The following is a 17,215-nucleotide window of genomic DNA, read 5'->3' as shown; positions in this document are numbered from 1 at the left end:
TTTGTGATAATGCTTTGATTTTATTATATCCACTTAATCTAAAACTAGGTAAAATTAGCACGATTTTGAAATTTGACAAGGCGGCAAAATGGCGAAAAAATTTATAGACGTTATGGATACTACCTTTAGAGACGGCTTTCAGTCGGTTTTCGGCGCGCGCGTGGCGATGGCTGATTTTTTGCCCGCGGTTAGCGCGGCTAAAGAGGCTGGTATAACGCACTTTGAGTTTGGCGGCGGGGCACGATTTCAGAGCCTTTATTTTTACTTAAACGAAGACGCGTTTGCGATGATGGATAAATTTCGCGAAACGGTCGGGCCCGAGGCAAACCTGCAAACCCTAAGCCGTGGCGTAAATACCGTGACGCTAGATACGGGCAGCCGCGATCTAGTCGATCTGCACGCAAAGCTCTTTAAAAAGCACGGTACGACTACGATACGAAACTTCGACGCGCTAAACGACGTGGAAAATTTAAAATACTCGGGCGAGCGTATCGCTCATCACGGACTAAAGCACGAAGTGGTCGTCACGATGATGGATCTGCCCGCGGGCTGTTCGGGCGCGCACGACGTGGCGTTTTACGAGCGGATTTTGCGCGAAATTTTAGACGCGGGCATCCCGTATCACAGCGTTTGTTTCAAAGACGCCAGCGGCACCTCTAGCCCGCAAAAAGTATATGAGACCATCAAAATGGCTCGAAAACTCCTCCCGCAAAACACTCACATCAGACTCCACACTCACGAAACCGCAGGCGTTAGCGTCGCTTGCTATATGGCCGCTCTAGAAGCGGGCGCAGACGGCATAGATCTAGCCGCAAGCCCGGTTAGCGGCGGCACCAGCCAGCCAGATATCCTAACGATGCTACATGCCGTTAAGGGCAAAAACTACGATCTGGGCGGACTTGACGTGGAGAAAATCTTAAAATACGAAAGCGTGCTAAATGAGTGCTTGAAAGACTATTTCCTGCCGCCAGAGGCTGTGCAGGTTAGCCCGCTCATACCGTTTAGCCCGATGCCAGGCGGCGCGCTAACGGCAAATACCCAAATGATGCGCGATAATAATATCTTGGATAAATTTCCAGAAGTTATCCTTGCTATGCGCGAAGTCGTGCAAAAGGGCGGCTACGGCACGAGCGTGACGCCTGTGAGTCAGTTTTATTTCCAGCAGGCGTTTAATAACGTAATGTTTGGCCCGTGGAAAAAGATCGCCGAGGGTTACGGTAAAATGGTGCTAGGCTACTTCGGCAAGACGCCCGTAGAGCCAGATAAGAGCGTGGTTAAGCTAGCTAGCGAGCAGTTAAGCTTAAAACCGACTAAAGAACACGCCATGGATATCGCGGACAAAGACGAGAGCAAGTCGCTTAAATTTACGCGCGAGCTACTTAAAAAAGAGGGTATCGAGCCTAGCGAGGAAAATATCTTTATCGCTGCGGCGTGCAAGGAAAAAGGCATCGCGTTTTTAAAAGGCGAAGGCAAAGTAAATATCCGAAAAAAATCCGCAAATGCGTGTGAAACTAGCGCGCCGACCCCTCGCGCGAAAACTCCGATAAACGAAAAATATAGCGTCACCGTAAACGGCAAGAAATTTGACGTCGAGGTCGCGGACGCTGAGGGCAAAGCCGAGATAAAAAGCGTAAAACCCGCAAGCGTAGCGCACATGCCGCCTCCTGAACTCTCTCCGGCCAAAACGACCGGCGGTAGCGGCGAGCCGGTGAAAAGCACGCTTCCCGGAAACGTGTTTAAAATCCTGGTCGCAGTGGGCGATAGCGTGAAAAAGGGACAAAGGATGTTCGTGCTAGAGGCCATGAAGATGGAAATAGACGTAAACGCCCCAAAAGACGGGCTCGTGACCTCTATCGAGGTACAGCAGGGACAAACCGTAGCAAACGGTCAAATTTTAGCGAAAATTTAATCTAAAAAAGGAAGAAAAATGGTAAACGAAATAGAAAAATTAGGTCTTAAAGATATAAAAAAAATCAACCACAACCTAAGCTACGACGAGCTTTTTGAGCTTGAAAAGGCGATGGGCGAGGGACGCGTGTCAAGTAACGGCACTTTTATGGTCGATACGGGCATCTTTACGGGTCGCAGCCCAAAAGATAAGTACTTCGTAAAGCAAGACCCGAGCCAAAAATACATCGCTTGGGGTAAGGTAAATCAGCCTATCTCAAAAGAGCTTTTCGATAAGCTTTTAGCTAAGGCAAAAGCCCAATTAAGCGGCAAGGAAATCTTTATCCAAGACGCATTTTGCGGCGCGAGCGAAAAGAGCAAAAAATCGGTTCGTTTCGTAACCGAAGTCGCGTGGCAGGCGCATTTTGTTAAAAATATGTTCATCCGTCCAAGCGAGAGCGAGCTCGCGGAATTTCATCCCGATTTCGTCGTTTACAACGCGTGCAAATGCAAAAACGAAGAGTGCAAAGAGCAGGGGCTAAACTCCGACGTTTTCGTTATCTTTAACGTCGAGGAAAACGTCGCGGTTATCGGCGGCACGTGGTACGGCGGCGAGATGAAAAAGGGAATTTTTTCTATGATGAACTACTGGCTGCCGCTTGAGGGCAAGCTAAGTATGCACTGCTCCGCAAACGTGGGCAAAGATGGCGACACGGCGCTATTTTTCGGCCTAAGCGGCACTGGTAAAACGACGCTCTCGACCGATCCAAACCGCAAGCTAATCGGCGATGATGAGCACGGCTGGGACGATGAGGGGATATTTAACTTCGAAGGCGGCTGCTACGCGAAGTGTATAAATTTAGACCCGAGCAGCGAGCCTGAAATTTACGCCGCGATCAAGCGCGACGCATTGCTTGAAAACGTGGTCGCGGATGAGGCTGGCGTCGTGGACTACAAAGACGGCAGCAAGACCGAAAACACCCGCGTCAGCTACCCGATCTATCATATCGATAACTACGAGCCAAGCTCCGCAGGCGGCCATCCGAAAAACATAATCTTCCTAACCGCCGACGCATTCGGCGTTTTGCCTCCGGTCGCAAAGCTAACCAAAGAGCAGGCGATGTATTATTTCCTAAGCGGTTATACGGCCAAAGTCGCAGGCACCGAGCGCGGTATCACCGAGCCTGTGGCGACTTTTAGCGCGTGCTTTGGCGAGCCGTTTATGCCGCTGCATCCGACCGTTTATGCTAAGCTGCTGGGCGAAAAGATCGACAAACATGGCGTCAGCGTCTATCTCGTAAACACAGGCTGGAGCGGCGGCGCGTACGGCGTGGGCAAGCGAATGAGCATAAAAGCCACGCGCGCGTGCATAAATGCGATCCTAGACGGCAGTATCAAAAAGTGCGAATTTGAAAATTTTGAAAAATTTAACCTCGCGATCCCAAAAGAGCTTGCGGGCGTCGAGACGAAGCTGCTAAATCCGATCAACACGTGGGAGAACAAGGACGAATACATCGCGACTCGCGATAAACTAGCGGGTATGTTTGAGGCGAATTTTAAACGCTACGAGGACGTAAAAGAGGGCGTAGAATACGCAAAAGCAGGCCCTAAGGCTTAAATTTAAAAGGGCGCAGGATTTGAAATTTTACTCTGTAAAACGCGGGCTTAAATTTAGCCTTTTAGCCTGCGCCTTTTTTCTTGCGGGTTGCGATATCTTGGGCGGGCAGGGTAAAGATTCCGTGCTAAAGTCCGCCAAGCAGCCCGAGTTTTCTTTCGTTCCGGACTCCGATGCAGTCGCGTATCTAAATGAGTACCGCCGAGGCTCCGGACTCTCCAGCCTAAGACAAAATCAAATTTTAAGCCAAGCCGCCAAAAACCATGCCGACTATAGCGCTCAAAACGAATACATGGGGCACGACGAGACGGCCGGACGGGCTAAATTTAGCGGCGCGACTCCGGCCGACAGAGCTCTAGCCGTGGGCTACAAATCAACTCTAGTGCTTGAAAACATCGCTTATAAAAACGACTTTAAAGAGGCGGTGGACGGGCTATTTTCGGCGATATATCACCGATTCGCGTTTTTAAATTTGAGCGTCGATGAGGTCGGCTACGCGCTTGCGTCTAAGGATAAATTTAATACCTTCGTCTTTGAAATGGGCAACTCGCGCCTTAACGCCTTTTGCTCTAGAGGTGCGAGCGATACGGGCGCGGGGCGGTTTTATACCAACGTCTGCGCCGATAAAAATCTAAAAATAAAAGACGCTAAATTTGATAATTTCACCGGCTCCAGCAAGTCTTTCGTTAAATTTCCCGACGCCACTGCCGTGACGCCATATTTTAGCGGCGAGATCCCAGATCCCTTCCCCGAGTGCAAGATCACGGCAAATCCCGTTAGCATCGAGTTTAACGCAAATGTGGGCGAGATAAAATTTAAGGATTTTGAGATATTTAAAGACGGGCGAAAACTTCAAAATTTGCACGTCATCACGAGTAAAAATGACGTAAATTCTAAATTTAGCAAAGGGCAGTTTGCGGTTTTTTCGCGCGAGGTTTTTGACTTCGGCGTGCAGTACGAGGCGGTTTTTAGCTACGAGCAAGCAAACGCCCAAAGCACTGGCGCGCAGGTAAAGCAGATAAAATGGAGCTTTAAAACCAAAACTCCGCAAAATCCGTATTTTGACGCGCGTGACGGCGACGTGCTGGGCGTGGATGCGGATAAGACCTACGAGATATTTTTCCGCCCCAAAGACTGCAACGACCTAATGACGCGCTATGTTTATAAGGTCTCCGGTTTTGCCGAAGCGCAAATAAAACAAAGCGGCACGAACACGCTAAGCGTGAAGCTAAAGGGCATGGCCGGCGATACGCTAAGCATAACGGCGGGCAGCACTAGCGTCAAGGTGCGACTCAAAACCAGCTCGCCAGAAGCCGTGCGCGAGAGGAGGGCGTTTTACGTCAAGGCTGGGCTGATGATTGCCGGCGTGATCGTGATTTTTGCGCTAATCGGCAGAAAGATGAGGCGGTAGGATTAGCTACAGCTTAGCGTAATCTTAATAAATCTCTTATTTTTTACGGCGATTAATCAAATCGCGACTCTAAGTCGGCTATTTTCGGCTAATTTTGGAAAAATCGCAAAATATGCCACGGCGTTTACGATAAGCCAACCTTGCGAATGTGGCAAAAATGGACGCAAATCAAACCAGGCGGTTATGACCTGGGATTAGCTTCAGTAAGCCGTAGGCGAGCCGCGGATACGAAATCGGCTCGTAAACAATATAATTTAAAAATCAAGATCTGCGAAAAATACGCTACGGCAAACTAAAGGCGACAAACGGCATGCGCGAGGCGAATTTCGCCGTAAAACTATGTGCGGGTATTTTGGTTTTGATAAAGTTAGTATATGTGCATTTAAAAATAATTAAATCTATGAATATACCGATACGAATTTTTTATTTTTAAAACTCGAATTTACGCGGTCGTTTCAAAAATCTTCAAGTATCTACCGTTTAAATATCAAAGAAAATAACCGAGTCCGTTAGCGATAACTTTACTTTTTGTTGCTTCTAAATTAATGCGAAATCTTGAGAATTTTATTAATTTGGGCGGCTTGCTTTTGACGTTTTAGTTATATAGAACCGCTCTTTTATAAGTATCGCGACGCTTTAGCGCTAAAATAACGAAGCGCCGATTAAAAGCAGAGTTAAAACGCAATTTTCTATTTTTATAAATTTATTTTTCACGTTTTTTAATAAACTCTCGCTCGATCGTTTGGATGACGGCTTGCGGCGAGAGGTCTTTCATACAGGCGTGGGTTTTTAGCGGACAGACGCGCTTCATACACGGCATGCACTCTAAATTTAGGTGTAGGATGCGAGCGTTTTCATTGCGCCACGGACAGGTCTGCGTAAATCTCGTCGGTCCAAAAAGCGCGATCGTAGGCGTCTTGTAGGCTGCTGCGATATGCATCGGGCCGCTATCGTTCGTGACGAATATCCCGCCGCTTCGCCAGATACCGCCGATATTTTCGCAAAGCTCGCGCACGCTCGTTTTGCCAGCTAGATTTTTGCACGTCGCGCCGTTTTCGCGTAAAATTTGCTCGATCTGCTCGCACATATCCCGCTCGCCCGCGCCGCCAAAAATCATAATCTTAAATTTATCTTTAAAATGCAGCGCTACCTGCGCGAAGTACGCCGGATACCAGCGTTTGGCGCTTCCGTAGCTAGCGCCTGGATTTAGCCCGAGTACGGGAGCATCAAATTTACGCGGCTCAAAGTACAGCTTTAGCCCGTCGTCCGCGCGTTTTAAATTTAACGCTGATTTGACGAATTTTAGGTATTTTTGCACCTGATGCGCGCTATCGTTGCTCTTTTGGAAAATAAATTTTTGCTGCGCCTGCGCTCCGAAAAGTAAAATTTTACTCGCAAACGAGCTTCTAAAGCTAAACGCTGCGTCAAATTTGCCCAGACTTCTTGCCTGCCAAAATAGCCGCCAGAGCCTAAATTTAGCCTTTTTGCTGCTATCCACGATGACGCGTTCGCAGTTTGGGTGGGCCTTAAAAAGCTCGCACGCCGCAAACGAGCCGAAAAATACGATTTTTACGGGCCCTCGTGCATCTTTTTTAAAATTTTGCGGATTTTGATTTTTTTGCGCGTTTGCCGTCAAATTTGCGCTGTCTTCCGCGTCAAATTTATCGCTCAAATTTTCCGCACTGTTTGTAAAAATTTGAATTTCTTGCGTTACAGGGCCAAAATTTTGGGATGAAAAGCTAAAGTCTCGCTCGCCCAGGTCCTCAAATTTGCCCGTCGAATTTCCTGCGTCAAACGCCGCCGCGTGCTTTGCGATAGCCTCCACCGCGGCGCTCGCCATCACGGCGTCGCCCAGCCAGGTCGGCAGCTCAATCAAGATTCGCACGTATGATCTCCAGCGTCGCGCTCGCGTTTTTTTCGATGTTAAACTCGCTAGCAAGCGCTAAATTTCGCTCTTGCAGCGCTGCTAGCCGCTCGTCGTCGTTTAGTATCTCGTCGATCAGATCGCAGATGTCGTAGTCTTGCGGCGAGCTCATCACAAACTCCTCGGGCAATATCTCCGCCGCGCCGTTTTGAGCGGTCGTGATAGCGACGCAGCCGTAGCTAAGCGCCTCTAAAACGACGTTTGAAAACGGCTCGTACGCCGTCGGAAACAAAAACAGCTCGCTACCTTCGTAAAATCTCGCCGCGCTTTTTTGCGCGCCCGTAAATACGGCGTTTAGGCCGAGTTCCTTGGCTAGATTTTTGTAGCGGGCGGCGTTTTTGTCGCGGCCGACGATTAGGCAGTTTACCCGCGTTTTTAGGCGAGCTGCGATGCGTAAAAACTCGCTCACGCCCTTGCGTTTAAAGCCGCTTCCCACAAACAGCAGCGTCGGTAGGTGAAAATCAAGTCCGAATTCCTCGCAAAGAGCGAGCTTTGCCGAGCCTTTTTGCACGCGAGTAGGCAAATTTACGCCGTTATAGACGACTGCGATCTTTTCCTCGGCGATGCCGTAGGTTTCGCAAATTTGGCGCTTTATAAAATTTGAGTTGGCGATGATTTTTTTGGTATTTTTAAAAGTGCGCTTTTCAAGGTACGGAATGACGAAATTTAGCGGGTTTACAAACCAAAACGGCTTGGTTTTCATATAGACTTTGTGCACGCCGTCACCCGCGCGGTAGATGTCGGCGCAAGTGATGCGCTCTAAGCTAAAATAAATCTCGTCCGCGCCCTTTTGCCGCTTTGCCTGCGAGTTAAAAAGCAGGGCTTTGATCCACGAGCTTAGCTTTTTGCTACCGTTAAATCCGCGAGTCTCGCACGCAACGCCCGAGTCTTTTAGGGCTTTAACGAGCCTTGAAAGATATCTCTGCGCCCCGCCGATAGCGTCCAGATCGAGCCTTAAAAATACTATTTTTTTCATGTTCGCCTTTTAAAATTTAGCGGTATTTTATAAGTTTTTTGATGAATTTTAGGTTATGCCTAGTGGGCGACGGATGCGGGCGTAAAGAAGTATAAGCGTAAAATAGGTATAATCGCGCCAAAAAAGGAAAATCGTGAAAATTTTGCTCGTTAGAAACGATAACATCGGCGATCTCATCTGCACGACGCCGGCGATTGAAGCGCTGCGAAAAGCTCATCTGCACGCGCAGATAGATATCGTAGTAAACAGCCTAAACGCATGCGTCGTTCGCGGCAATCCATTTTTAAATAAAATCTATATCTACACTAAACCAAAGCACGTAAAAGGAGCGGCGGCAAAGGTGCGGGCGTTTTGGGGAAAATGTAAAATTTTGCTTCAAATTCGCCGTGAAAAATACGATGCGACGGTGATTTTTAGGAGTGCCTATTCGCCCTCTGCCGCGATATTTGCTAGAGCCGCCGCAGCTAAAACGACGATAGGCGCAGCAAAGCAAAACGAGGGCAGTGCATTAATAACACATAGATTAAATTTTAATACTCCGCCTCACGAGGTGCTACTTTGCTGCGAGCTAGTAGCGCCGCTGGGGGCGAAATTTGACGGAGAAAAGACGCTTTACGTACCGAGCTTTAAAAGCGAGAAATTTAAGGATTTCGTATTTTTTCATATCTCTTCGAGAGTGGAGCAAAACCGCATGGACGAGGCTAAAATTTTACGGATTTTAGCGTTTTTAAAGCAAAATTTCGGACGCGTCGCCGTTAGTGCGGAGGACGTAAAATTTGGCGAAAAAGTAGCGCAAGAAGCGGGCGTGGAGTTTGCCGCGACTAAAAATTTAGACGAGCTAGCCGGCTATATCTGGGCGACTAAATTTGTCCTAACGCTTGACGGCGGCGTAGCGCACCTAGCTCCGGCGCTTGGGGTAAAAACGGTGCTCGTGCTTGGTAAAACGGACGCCGCTCGCTGGGCTCCCATTTACGGCGGCGCGGAGTGTGCCGTGCTGCAAAGTGAAAGCAAAAGGGCGCAGGACGTGACGGACGAGGAAATCTACGAGGCGGTCAAAAATATATGAAAAAAACAGATAAAATAAATATCTTAGAGCTTGAAAGCTCGCTGGGTTTCGGCGGTCAGGAGCACCGCACGCAGCGCGTCATAAACGGGCTAAATAAGGATAAATTTAAGGTATTTTACGCGCTAAATCCAGGCTCAAAAAGCTTTGAAAAGCCTATTGATTGCGAGTTTGTAGAATTTAACCTAAGCAAGGTCTATAATATTTTTGAAATTTTTAAAATTTGCCGTTTCGTGCGCGAAAAGAAGATTTCGATCATCGCAACGCACTCGGGCAAAGACGGCAACATCGGAGCGATCGTAGCAAAGCTAACGGGCGCTAAGGTCGTGCGCACCAGACACCTGCAAACGCCGATCAGGTCGGCATTTAGCTACAACGTAAACGATAAAATCGTAGCCGTCTCAAACGCCGTAAAAGCCCAGCTCGTCTCGCAGGGCGTGCGGGGAAATTTGATAGACGTTATCTACACCGGCGTGGATACGGCGCGGTTTAATCCAAATTTCACCAAAGATATAAAAGCGGAGCTAAATTTGAGCGCGGACTGCGTTGTAGTGGGTATCGTAGCGGTCTTGCGCGCGGCGAAAAATCATCAGCTATTATTTGAGGCTTTTAGCGAGCTAAATCTACCAAACGCCGCTTTAGTCGTGGTCGGCGACGGTCCGCAGGAAGAAAATCTAAAAAAAATTAAGACTCCAAACATCTATATGCTAGGTTCCCGCACCGACGTGAGCGAGTTTTTGGGTAGTTTTGACGTTTTCGTGCTGCCATCAAAGATGGAGGCGCTAGGTACGGCGCTGCTTGAAGCGCAGTCATGCGGAGTGCCTTGCATCGGTAGCGACGCGGGCGGCATCGGCGAGGCGATAAGTAGCGGCGAAACGGGGCTTTTGTTTAAAAACGGCGATAAAGAATCGCTCAAAGCGGCTCTAAAAACGCTGATAGAAGACGCTGCGCTTCGGGCGAAATTTAGCGCGAACGCGAGGGAATTTATCGTGCGAAACTTCTCGATAGAGACGATGGTTGCGCAGACGGAAGCGATGTATGAGGCTCTTTGAGAGCGCGGCGCGGCTCATTTTGCGATTTAAAAGCGTGCGCAAAACGCAGCTGGTTACGCAGCCCGTCCAAACGGTCTGTTTTTTTAGTAACACCGCGCTTGGCGATACGATTTTTAACACGCCGATTTTTCGCGTCTTTCGGCAAAATTTCCCGCACGTTCGCACTGTCGCCCTGCTAAATCCATCTACCGCGCCGCTTTTTAAAACAGATCCGAATGTTGACGAAATTTTACTTTACGACGGCAAAAAAGGCGGCTTTTTGCGCGCTTTATCGCAGCTAAAAAAGATAAAACCCGACATAGTTTTTATCCTGCACTCAAACGAGCCGCAGGCTACGCCGCTAGCCGTTTTAAGCGGCGCAAAATACGTCTTTAAGCTGCCAAATGCCGGCAATAAATTTAGCCCCTTTCACTCAAATGCGCCCGAGCCTTACGGAGATGAGAGGTACGTAGTGCTAAACCGCCTCGAGCAGCTTAAATTCGTAGGCATCAAAAGTCGCGACACGAGGCTAAATTTGTATCTGCGCGATGAGGATTTCGCCCGCGTCGATGAAATGCTAAAAAAAGACGGCAAACGCAAATTTATCGGCTTTCAGATGGGGGCTAGCACGGTTTCCAGGCAGTGGTTTTGGCAGCGTTGGCGGGAGCTGGCGGGAATTATTTTGGAGCGCACGGACGCCGTCATCGTGCTAACGGGCAGCCCCGCCGAGCGAGCGATGACCGCGCAGTTAGACGAGGAGTTAAGAAGCGCGCACGTGATAGATGCGGCGGGTAAATTTAGTCTGCGAGAGGCTGCCGCGCTGATAGCTAGGCTTGATGTGCTTGTCACGCCCGATACCGGTCCGCTACATGTCGCAGCTGCGCTAAAAACGCCTACGATCGGGCTTTTTGCAGTCGCTTCGCCCGTAAACTCAAATCCCGATTTTGACGAAAATATCCATAAATTTATCAAAAAGCCGCGCACCTGTTCTCCTTGCGTCGGTAAAAACTGCAAATTTCAGGAGTGCATGCTGCAAATCGAGGCACGCGAGGTCTGGGAGATGCTAAAGGAAATGATTTGAAAAAGATTTTGTTCGTCGATACGGGGCGCGAATACGGCGGCGGGACGAAGAGTTTTTTGTATCTTTTGCGGGAACTTGCCGCGCAGCAAAAGTGCGAGCTTTGCGCATTTTTCGAGACCGATTACGAAACGGGCGGACGCAAAATCTCGCAAATCATAGAAGAAACCGGAGCTAAATTTATAAAATTTGCGCCCAAAAAGCAGCCCTCAAAGCTAAAAAAAGAGCTTTTACGCGCGCTGGGCGGGCAAATTTTGGCAAAATACCTTTATAAAAAAGACTACGACTACGCGCTTTGCTTGCTGCGGCAGGTGCGGCCAGACGTAGTGCATTTAAACAATCATTTTTCAACCAATCTTGCTTATATCGCCGCCGCAAACGCCCTAAATATCGCGGTAGTGCAGCACTTGCGCAAAAACTCGGCCGTCGAGTCCTTTAAGCTTGAGATTTTAAAGCAGCTAAAATTTACGCCCGTTTGCGTTTCAAACGCGACTTACGAATTTTATGCCGCGCAGATAAATATGCCTAAAAACGTGGTTTATAATCCCGTAGAGGCGCCAGTTTTAAAGCGGGAAAAATCTGAGGCGAGCGAAAATTTGAGCCGTTCTCGGTCAAATTTAAAAAATAGCGGCGACGATAAAAACGGCACTCTAAAAGCCAAATTTGACGCCGAAAAAATAAATATCGTAATGCCTGCAAATTTCTTGACGCTTAAAGGTCACGAGCTCGTTTTTGACGCGCTTGTGGGGCTAAAAAGAAGCGATGTAAAGGTCTATTTTGCAGGCGGAGGCGAGCTAAAGGCGGACGCGAAAGCCAAATTTGACGCGCTGATAAAATCAGGTAAGGCCGAGTATTTAGGCTTTGTTTCCAAGATGGACGAGATTTATGCCGCGTGCGACTACGTGCTTGGATTTTCCAGTGATGAGGGACTACCTAGAGTCGTCATCGAGGCGCTTGGTTGCGGGCTTGGCGTCGTGTATTCGGACATCGCCGTCATAAGGGAGATTTATGAAATCTCCTCAAAAAAGCAAGATTTTTTTATAGTTCAAAGAAGCTCGGACGCGCTTTTAGTCTGCTTTGAGAGCTTGCGTAAGCCAGCCTCAAAAAGCCCCGACGATGCCGTTATAAAGGCATTTAGCATAGAAAATTATCTTCGCGGGATAGATAGGATATATAGCGAGCTTTGACGAAGGCCTCGATGTCTGCGAGATTTTGCTCGCTAAGCTCGAAAAACGCGCTCGCGTCGATATCGCGTACGGTTTTAAACACGGAGCTAACGGGCGATAAATGCGAGTTTATGACGAGCGAGTCGGCGACGCCTCTTTGCTCGCTAGCAAAGCAGGGCCCCATCAGGCAGATCGTGGGCGTGCGCACGCTATCTGCGACGTAGTAGTTGCCGGTATCGGAGCTTGCGTAAAGCTGCATCTGCGAGAGGTAAAACGGCAGCCCCTCAAGCTTGATTTTATCGATTAAGGAGATGATTTTTAGCTCATTTTCGCCAAATCTTTTCACGTAAATATCGCAAATTTGCGAGCTTAAATTTGACTCGCCGCCGGTGCCGTTTTGGCTGCAAATTTGAGCTTTTGTATGCTTTTCGTTTGTATTTTTAAGGCCGCCGTAAATTTCGATCGTATCGCTAGCGGCCAAATCCGCACAAAATTGCCTATCGCTAGGATTTTTTGCCTGCTTTTGGTCCGCATTTTGCGCGAGCAGGTTTTTTAGCAGAGTAGCCTCCTCGCCGACGCCGAAAATGTAAACCTCGCAGTCAAATTTAGCGAAAATTTCAAATATTTTTTCCCAAGTCTTTTTTGTAGGCGTTTTCATTTTATTGCCCGCGCTTAGGCTCACGCCAATCTTAAATTTGTCGCTTTTTATTAGATTTTCTTGCGGGGTAAAAAGCGGTTTTTGCAAGCATTTTTCATATTTTAGTTCGCTAATGCCGACCGTTTTTAGGTAGGTTAGTAGCGTGAGATCATTTAGAGTATGCAGCACTTTTTTCATACCGAGCGCCAGCAGGGCAAAGTCGCTAGATGCTGCGTAGTGGTGCACGGCGACGATGTTTTTAGCCAGCGTGCAGCGCGCTAAAAAGAGATTTAGACTGTTTGGCATCAGCACGTAGACGCTCTCGTAGTTGTGCGAAAAAAGCTCGAGCGCGAGCCCTATTTTTGAGGTTTTTTTGCGTTTTACGCCGTTTATCGTAAATATTTTTTCTATTCGGCTGTCGTGCTTTGCGAAGGCTAGGTTTATCTCGTCGATGAGTACATCAAATTTGCCCAGCTTTTCAAAGATCACGGCCGAGTTTGCGTAGTCGCCGATTTTAGCGGTTTGTATGAGTAAAATTTTGCCTTTTGCGCCTTTAAATTTTAGCTTTTTTATCGTAAAAAGATATGGGTAAATCAGCAAATATATGAGAAAATATATCAAAATTTTGGCCTTTATTCTGTAAAAATTTAGCCTAAATTTAGCATAAATTTATAAATTTACGGACTTTTTTGAGAGCGCGCGGGCTAAAATTCGACTAAAAATCGCTTACTGGATTTTAATGATTTTATCGTTATAATGGGCGCTTTAAATTTAAGGGAGAAAATGACGAAGCTACAAAACCGCCTACAAAACGCCGCTTTATACCTCGTTTGCGTTTTTATCGCTTGCGAGCACGTTCCGCGTATGACGGCGGCGAAAAACATCTCGCTTTATCTTGCGCTCGTATGCGCGATCTGGCTTTATTTTACCGATAGGACGCGATTTGCCGCAAGGGTCGGGGTAAATTTCAGCCTTTCTCGCTCGCCCGCGTTTTGCCTTATCGCATTCACCTTTTACGCGTTTTTGATCTCCGCCTTTCCCTACGCGCCGCAGTTTGATTCGCTGGGCAACGCTGCGGGCGAGTTTGGGCGCGGATTTGCTTTTTTGCTCATCGTCTACGTCGCGGCAAACGGCGAGACCGCTCAAGCAAAATTATTTTTTTACGCGCTGATAGCGGCCTTTGCGGTTATTAGCATCTACTACGCCGCGCCGCTTTTTAGCGAGTTTGAGAGGCTTGGCAGCGCGGGCGAATTTGACTCGCGAGTCGTGCGCCGAGCGTACGCGGACTACGTGGATAGATTTTTGCCTTTTGCGTTGGCGGGAGTTTTTATTTTTAGGCCGCTTTGGGCGCGAGTTTCGTGCGGCGCGCTTTGTCTGGCGGCCGTAGGGCTTGATATTTTGAGCGGCGTTAGGGGCAGCTGGGGAGCGATGCTGGCTTGTTTTATTATGTTTGGTTTTTGTTTGTATATCTTAGGCGGCGAAGCGAAACGTAAATTTAAACTCTTTGCCGTTATCTTCGCCGTTTGCGTCGCGGGCGCGTCGTCGGCGGTTTTGAGTTCGCCCACGGCGATGTATAAATTTTTCCAGATCGGGCTAGTGAGCGAGGCAAACCTCGAAAACGAGAGCATGAGAGAGCGTATAGCGGGTGCGGGCTTTAGCTCGGGGCGCGATTTGATTTTAAAGGAGCGCTTGCCGCTGCTTTTTGCTAGTCCGCGCGCGCTAACGGGGCTTGGATACGGCAAGGAGCAGTACGACGCATTTTTGCGAGACGAGGCGGACAAGGGCGCACAGATCTCGATGATGCAGACGAGGCCAAACGGCGAGCGGTACTGGTTTAACGACGAGCCGTTTTTTATCGGGCATTACTACTACTACGGCGCGATCGGTACGGCGCTGCTACTGGGCGGTTTTGTTTCGCTTTTGGCGTATGCGTTTAGGCATTTTCTGCGCTCGCGCGAGCTGCTTTTTGCTGCGATTTTTATCTCGCTAGTGTGTTATTTTGGCGTGCGCGGGCTGTTTGAGGCGATAAATTTACGCATACTTTATATGTTTTATATGCTAGGATTTTTCGTCTTACTGGCGGCAAATTCGCGGGCGGGAGCTAAAGGAGGCGGCGTTGAGCGTTAGCGTTTTGATGTATCATCACGTTTTAAAAAAGGGCGGATTTATCGCTTCTAGCGCAGAGGACTTTGCCTCGCAGATGCGGTTTTTGGCAGAGGCGGGCTATAAAACGCTTACGATGAGCGAATTTATCGCCTATAAAAAGGGCGAGCTAGCCGTGCCTAAAAAAAGCGTCCTCATAACCTTTGACGACGGTTGGAAGGATAATTACGTTTACGCCTACCCTATCTTGCGCGAGTTTGGGCTGCGGGCGAGCGTTTTTTTAGTGACGCAGTGGATAGAGCGCGCGAGCATGCGGCGGGGCGAGTTTATCGAGCTAACTCACTCCGAATACAAAAAAGCAGCGCCCCAGCGTCCGCAGGACGTATTTTTGAGTCTTGACGAGATAGCTGCGATGCGGGACATTTTTGACTTTCACTCGCATACGCATACGCATTTTGACGAGTATTTTGGCGCGCTCCCGCCTGAGGAAAATTTCGCTCGGTGCCGCGAGTTTATGCTCGCAAATTTGGGCATCGAGGATAAAATTTTGTGCTGGCCTCGCGGCAAATACGACGAAAATTTGATCCGTCTAGCTAGGCAGGCCGGTTACGAGGCGTTTTTTACGACGCAGCGAGGTATAAATAGGCCAGACGGCGACCTATCGGCTATCAAGCGCATCGCCGCCAAAAAGGACGCCGCATGGCTAAAACGCACGCTTTTTATCTATCAAAACGACATTTTGGGCGGGATATACTCGAAGATAAAGAAGTAAAATTTGGGTATTTTGACTAGTCTAGCTAAAATTTGGCCCAAATTTGAGAGGCGCGAAATAATGGACGTAATTTCGCGCGGCGAGGTTTTTGCTCGCTTTGGCGTCTAAAGGATCGTGATGAAATTTCGCAAATATAAATTTAAAATCATAGCCACGGCGCTACTTTTCTGCACCCTGTTTATCCGCATCGTGCCGGATTACTCCACTTCGCAAGGCTCCTGCGTAGTTACTATTTTTAGCTATTACAAATATCAAAAGGGATATTGTCTAAAAGAGAATAGAATTTTAAGCAACGAAGAGCTGCTTCAAAATGCCGCTACAAATTATTTTAAAAGATATCACGACTATGAGGTTCTGCGAAATACCATTATCGATGAGCACGATATAAAAAATTTCGGCCATAGTTTTTATACGGCGCACATCTCCAAGCTCTATCTAATCGGCGATTTCAATGAAGAAAACTGGTTTGATTTTTTAGTTGAAAATACCGACAGAAAGAGTTTTGATTATGAGATAAAAGACAAGACGCAAATAGATATCTCCGATCTATCAAAATATTTTGTATATAAGGATGAAATTTTGGGCTTTAGACAGCCTATTATCTTATCGGAAGAGAAAAATCCATTTCATAACGGAAAAATGTTTTTAGAAAAATCATTTTTAATAAAAGAGAATAAATTTTTTGTTAATTATGCCAGACCTGGTTATATAAGTTGGTATATCGAGCTTAACAATAAAGAAGATTTAACAAAAATCAAAAGCAAAGAAAATTTAATACGAATAAAAAACGGATATGAGAACTTAGAAAGCCTTAACGAAGTCTTGGCTTATACCCATATGAAAAATCTGCGACGTAAATTCTCATACGATAATTGCGGAAATATAGATTTTGATATCAAAGCCCCGGCGGAACAGGAGCTGGATATGTGGATTCACGGCGGATAAAGTTAGTCGAAATTTTATCTTAACGAAATTAGCCGAAAAAGGATAAAACCAGAACAAAGGTATAAATTTCGCAGGATGGCGAGATATTTGCTGGCGGTGCCGATGGTTTTCTTGCTCGCTTGGTGGGTGACGTCTTTGATTTTGGCGGTTTTGCCTTTCGATGGCACGCTAAGGATTGCCGTTTTTGCGGCAACATTTGCGATTTTAGCTTGCGCGCTGCTTTGGTATCTGCTCAAAAGGTATAAAGATTTCAAGCCAAGCAAGCTGTTTGTAAAAAATCCAAATCTTAGTTTACTACTTTTTTCGGTAGAAAATTTATCGCTCGGCGCTTTTTACGGCGGCTTTTTGGCGTGCCTCGCAGCAGGGTATTTTTGGAGTGAGCGTGCGGCAGTCTGGAGTATAGCGTTTATTATCGTTGCGCCCGTTTGTTTGCTCGTTTTCGTAATCTCGTATATGTTTATGAAAAGAAGGCTTAGGCGTCAAATTTAAGCACCCAAATTTATAAAATCAAGAAGTTCAAATTTGACGGCCGGCGTTCAAATCAAATTTGACTTTATGACAAGCCCGGCCGATAAATTTAATCACCAAATTTGACCAAAACAGCCAA

General features: G+C 47.5%; 14 protein-coding genes. 11 read left to right on the top strand and 3 right to left on the bottom strand.

Annotated features, from left to right (window positions below; translation table 11 throughout):
• Positions 1 to 88: 88 nt before the first annotated feature.
• Genes QZ157_RS04010 through QZ157_RS04000 form a run of 3 tightly spaced genes read left to right on the top strand, consistent with a single transcriptional unit; the run spans position 89 to position 4,913 of the window.
• Positions 89 to 1,909 carry a biotin/lipoyl-containing protein gene (locus QZ157_RS04010; protein ID WP_295142121.1) on the top strand — a complete coding sequence of 607 codons (1,821 nt, stop codon included), beginning with the start codon at positions 89 to 91 and terminating at the stop codon, positions 1,907 to 1,909.
• An 18-nt stretch (positions 1,910 to 1,927) separates the two neighbouring features.
• Positions 1,928 to 3,505 carry a phosphoenolpyruvate carboxykinase (ATP) gene (gene pckA, locus QZ157_RS04005; RefSeq protein ID WP_295142118.1) on the top strand — a complete coding sequence of 526 codons (1,578 nt, stop codon included), beginning with the start codon at positions 1,928 to 1,930 and terminating at the stop codon, positions 3,503 to 3,505.
• A 19-nt stretch (positions 3,506 to 3,524) separates the two neighbouring features.
• The gene (locus tag QZ157_RS04000) at positions 3,525 to 4,913 is read left to right on the top strand and encodes a CAP domain-containing protein (RefSeq protein WP_295142116.1); all 1,389 of its coding nucleotides are present in this window, start codon (positions 3,525 to 3,527) and stop codon (positions 4,911 to 4,913) included.
• A 703-nt stretch (positions 4,914 to 5,616) separates the two neighbouring features.
• Here the strand turns inward: QZ157_RS04000 and QZ157_RS03995 are convergent.
• Together QZ157_RS03995 and QZ157_RS03990 are read right to left on the bottom strand one after the other, a co-directional pair.
• Entirely contained in the window at positions 5,617 to 6,753 is a 1,137-nt protein-coding gene (locus QZ157_RS03995; RefSeq protein ID WP_295142229.1) for a glycosyltransferase family 9 protein, read from the bottom strand.
• 28 nt (positions 6,754 to 6,781) lie between these two features.
• A complete protein-coding gene (locus QZ157_RS03990) occupies positions 6,782 to 7,813 on the bottom strand; it encodes a glycosyltransferase family 4 protein (protein WP_295142114.1) in 1,032 nt (343 codons plus the stop codon).
• Between the two features lie 133 nt (positions 7,814 to 7,946).
• Between QZ157_RS03990 and QZ157_RS03985 the strand changes: the two genes are divergently transcribed.
• From QZ157_RS03985 to QZ157_RS03970, 4 genes are read left to right on the top strand one after another with little or no spacing between them, the layout of a single operon-like run.
• The gene (locus QZ157_RS03985; RefSeq protein ID WP_295142111.1) at positions 7,947 to 8,879 is read left to right on the top strand and encodes a glycosyltransferase family 9 protein; all 933 of its coding nucleotides are present in this window, start codon (positions 7,947 to 7,949) and stop codon (positions 8,877 to 8,879) included.
• Positions 8,876 to 9,928, top strand: coding sequence for a glycosyltransferase family 4 protein (locus QZ157_RS03980; protein ID WP_295142108.1), 1,053 nt, complete (start codon positions 8,876 to 8,878; stop codon positions 9,926 to 9,928). Before QZ157_RS03985 ends, QZ157_RS03980 begins: the two co-directional genes overlap by 4 nt.
• A complete protein-coding gene (locus QZ157_RS03975) occupies positions 9,915 to 10,988 on the top strand; it encodes a glycosyltransferase family 9 protein (RefSeq protein WP_295142105.1) in 1,074 nt (357 codons plus the stop codon). Before QZ157_RS03980 ends, QZ157_RS03975 begins: the two co-directional genes overlap by 14 nt.
• Entirely contained in the window at positions 10,985 to 12,172 is a 1,188-nt protein-coding gene (locus tag QZ157_RS03970; RefSeq protein ID WP_295142102.1) for a glycosyltransferase family 4 protein, read from the top strand. Before QZ157_RS03975 ends, QZ157_RS03970 begins: the two co-directional genes overlap by 4 nt.
• On the opposite strand, the gene QZ157_RS03965 is transcribed toward QZ157_RS03970, so the two are convergent.
• Positions 12,120 to 13,409, bottom strand: a complete 1,290-nt coding sequence (locus QZ157_RS03965; protein ID WP_295142099.1) for a lipopolysaccharide heptosyltransferase family protein — start codon at positions 13,407 to 13,409, stop codon at positions 12,120 to 12,122. The two genes, QZ157_RS03970 and QZ157_RS03965, sit on opposite strands and share 53 nt — an antisense overlap.
• A gap of 162 nt (positions 13,410 to 13,571) precedes the next feature.
• On the opposite strand from QZ157_RS03965, the gene QZ157_RS03960 reads away from it, so the two are divergent.
• The 4 genes from QZ157_RS03960 to QZ157_RS03945 all read left to right on the top strand — a co-directional run bounded on the left by QZ157_RS03960 (position 13,572) and on the right by QZ157_RS03945 (position 17,097).
• Positions 13,572 to 14,915: a hypothetical protein gene (locus tag QZ157_RS03960; RefSeq protein ID WP_295142096.1), complete on the top strand. Its 1,344-nt coding sequence runs from the start codon at positions 13,572 to 13,574 to the stop codon at positions 14,913 to 14,915.
• Positions 14,905 to 15,663: a polysaccharide deacetylase family protein gene (locus QZ157_RS03955; RefSeq protein ID WP_295142093.1), complete on the top strand. Its 759-nt coding sequence runs from the start codon at positions 14,905 to 14,907 to the stop codon at positions 15,661 to 15,663. The genes QZ157_RS03960 and QZ157_RS03955 overlap by 11 nt, the downstream gene beginning before the upstream one ends.
• A 117-nt stretch (positions 15,664 to 15,780) precedes the next feature.
• Positions 15,781 to 16,608, top strand: coding sequence for a hypothetical protein (locus QZ157_RS03950; RefSeq protein WP_295142090.1), 828 nt, complete (start codon positions 15,781 to 15,783; stop codon positions 16,606 to 16,608).
• Positions 16,609 to 16,683: 75 nt separating this feature from the next.
• Positions 16,684 to 17,097 (top strand): hypothetical protein, encoded by a 414-nt coding sequence (locus QZ157_RS03945; protein ID WP_295142088.1) that lies wholly within the window; start codon positions 16,684 to 16,686, stop codon positions 17,095 to 17,097.
• Positions 17,098 to 17,215: the final 118 nt, after the last annotated feature.

Origin of the sequence: uncultured Campylobacter sp. (assembly GCF_905372745.1) — a bacterium.
GTDB lineage: Bacteria > Campylobacterota > Campylobacteria > Campylobacterales > Campylobacteraceae > Campylobacter_A.
The sequence above is the reverse complement of the archived record's forward strand: the minus strand, read 5'-3'. Positions and strand labels throughout refer to the sequence as shown.

What these genes read in the sequence shown, in the direction of transcription:
- QZ157_RS03995 (WP_295142229.1), bottom strand. Translation starts at nt 6,753, where the DNA reads ATGGCGAGCGCCGCGGTGGAGGCTATCGCAAAGCACGCGGCGGCGTTT.
- QZ157_RS03980 (WP_295142108.1), top strand. Translation starts at nt 8,876, where the DNA reads ATGAAAAAAACAGATAAAATAAATATCTTAGAGCTTGAAAGCTCGCTG.
- QZ157_RS04010 (WP_295142121.1), top strand. Translation starts at nt 89, where the DNA reads ATGGCGAAAAAATTTATAGACGTTATGGATACTACCTTTAGAGACGGC.
- pckA (WP_295142118.1), top strand. Translation starts at nt 1,928, where the DNA reads ATGGTAAACGAAATAGAAAAATTAGGTCTTAAAGATATAAAAAAAATC.
- QZ157_RS03975 (WP_295142105.1), top strand. Translation starts at nt 9,915, where the DNA reads ATGAGGCTCTTTGAGAGCGCGGCGCGGCTCATTTTGCGATTTAAAAGC.
- QZ157_RS03945 (WP_295142088.1), top strand. Translation starts at nt 16,684, where the DNA reads ATGGCGAGATATTTGCTGGCGGTGCCGATGGTTTTCTTGCTCGCTTGG.
- QZ157_RS03990 (WP_295142114.1), bottom strand. Translation starts at nt 7,813, where the DNA reads ATGAAAAAAATAGTATTTTTAAGGCTCGATCTGGACGCTATCGGCGGG.
- QZ157_RS03960 (WP_295142096.1), top strand. Translation starts at nt 13,572, where the DNA reads ATGACGAAGCTACAAAACCGCCTACAAAACGCCGCTTTATACCTCGTT.
- QZ157_RS03950 (WP_295142090.1), top strand. Translation starts at nt 15,781, where the DNA reads ATGAAATTTCGCAAATATAAATTTAAAATCATAGCCACGGCGCTACTT.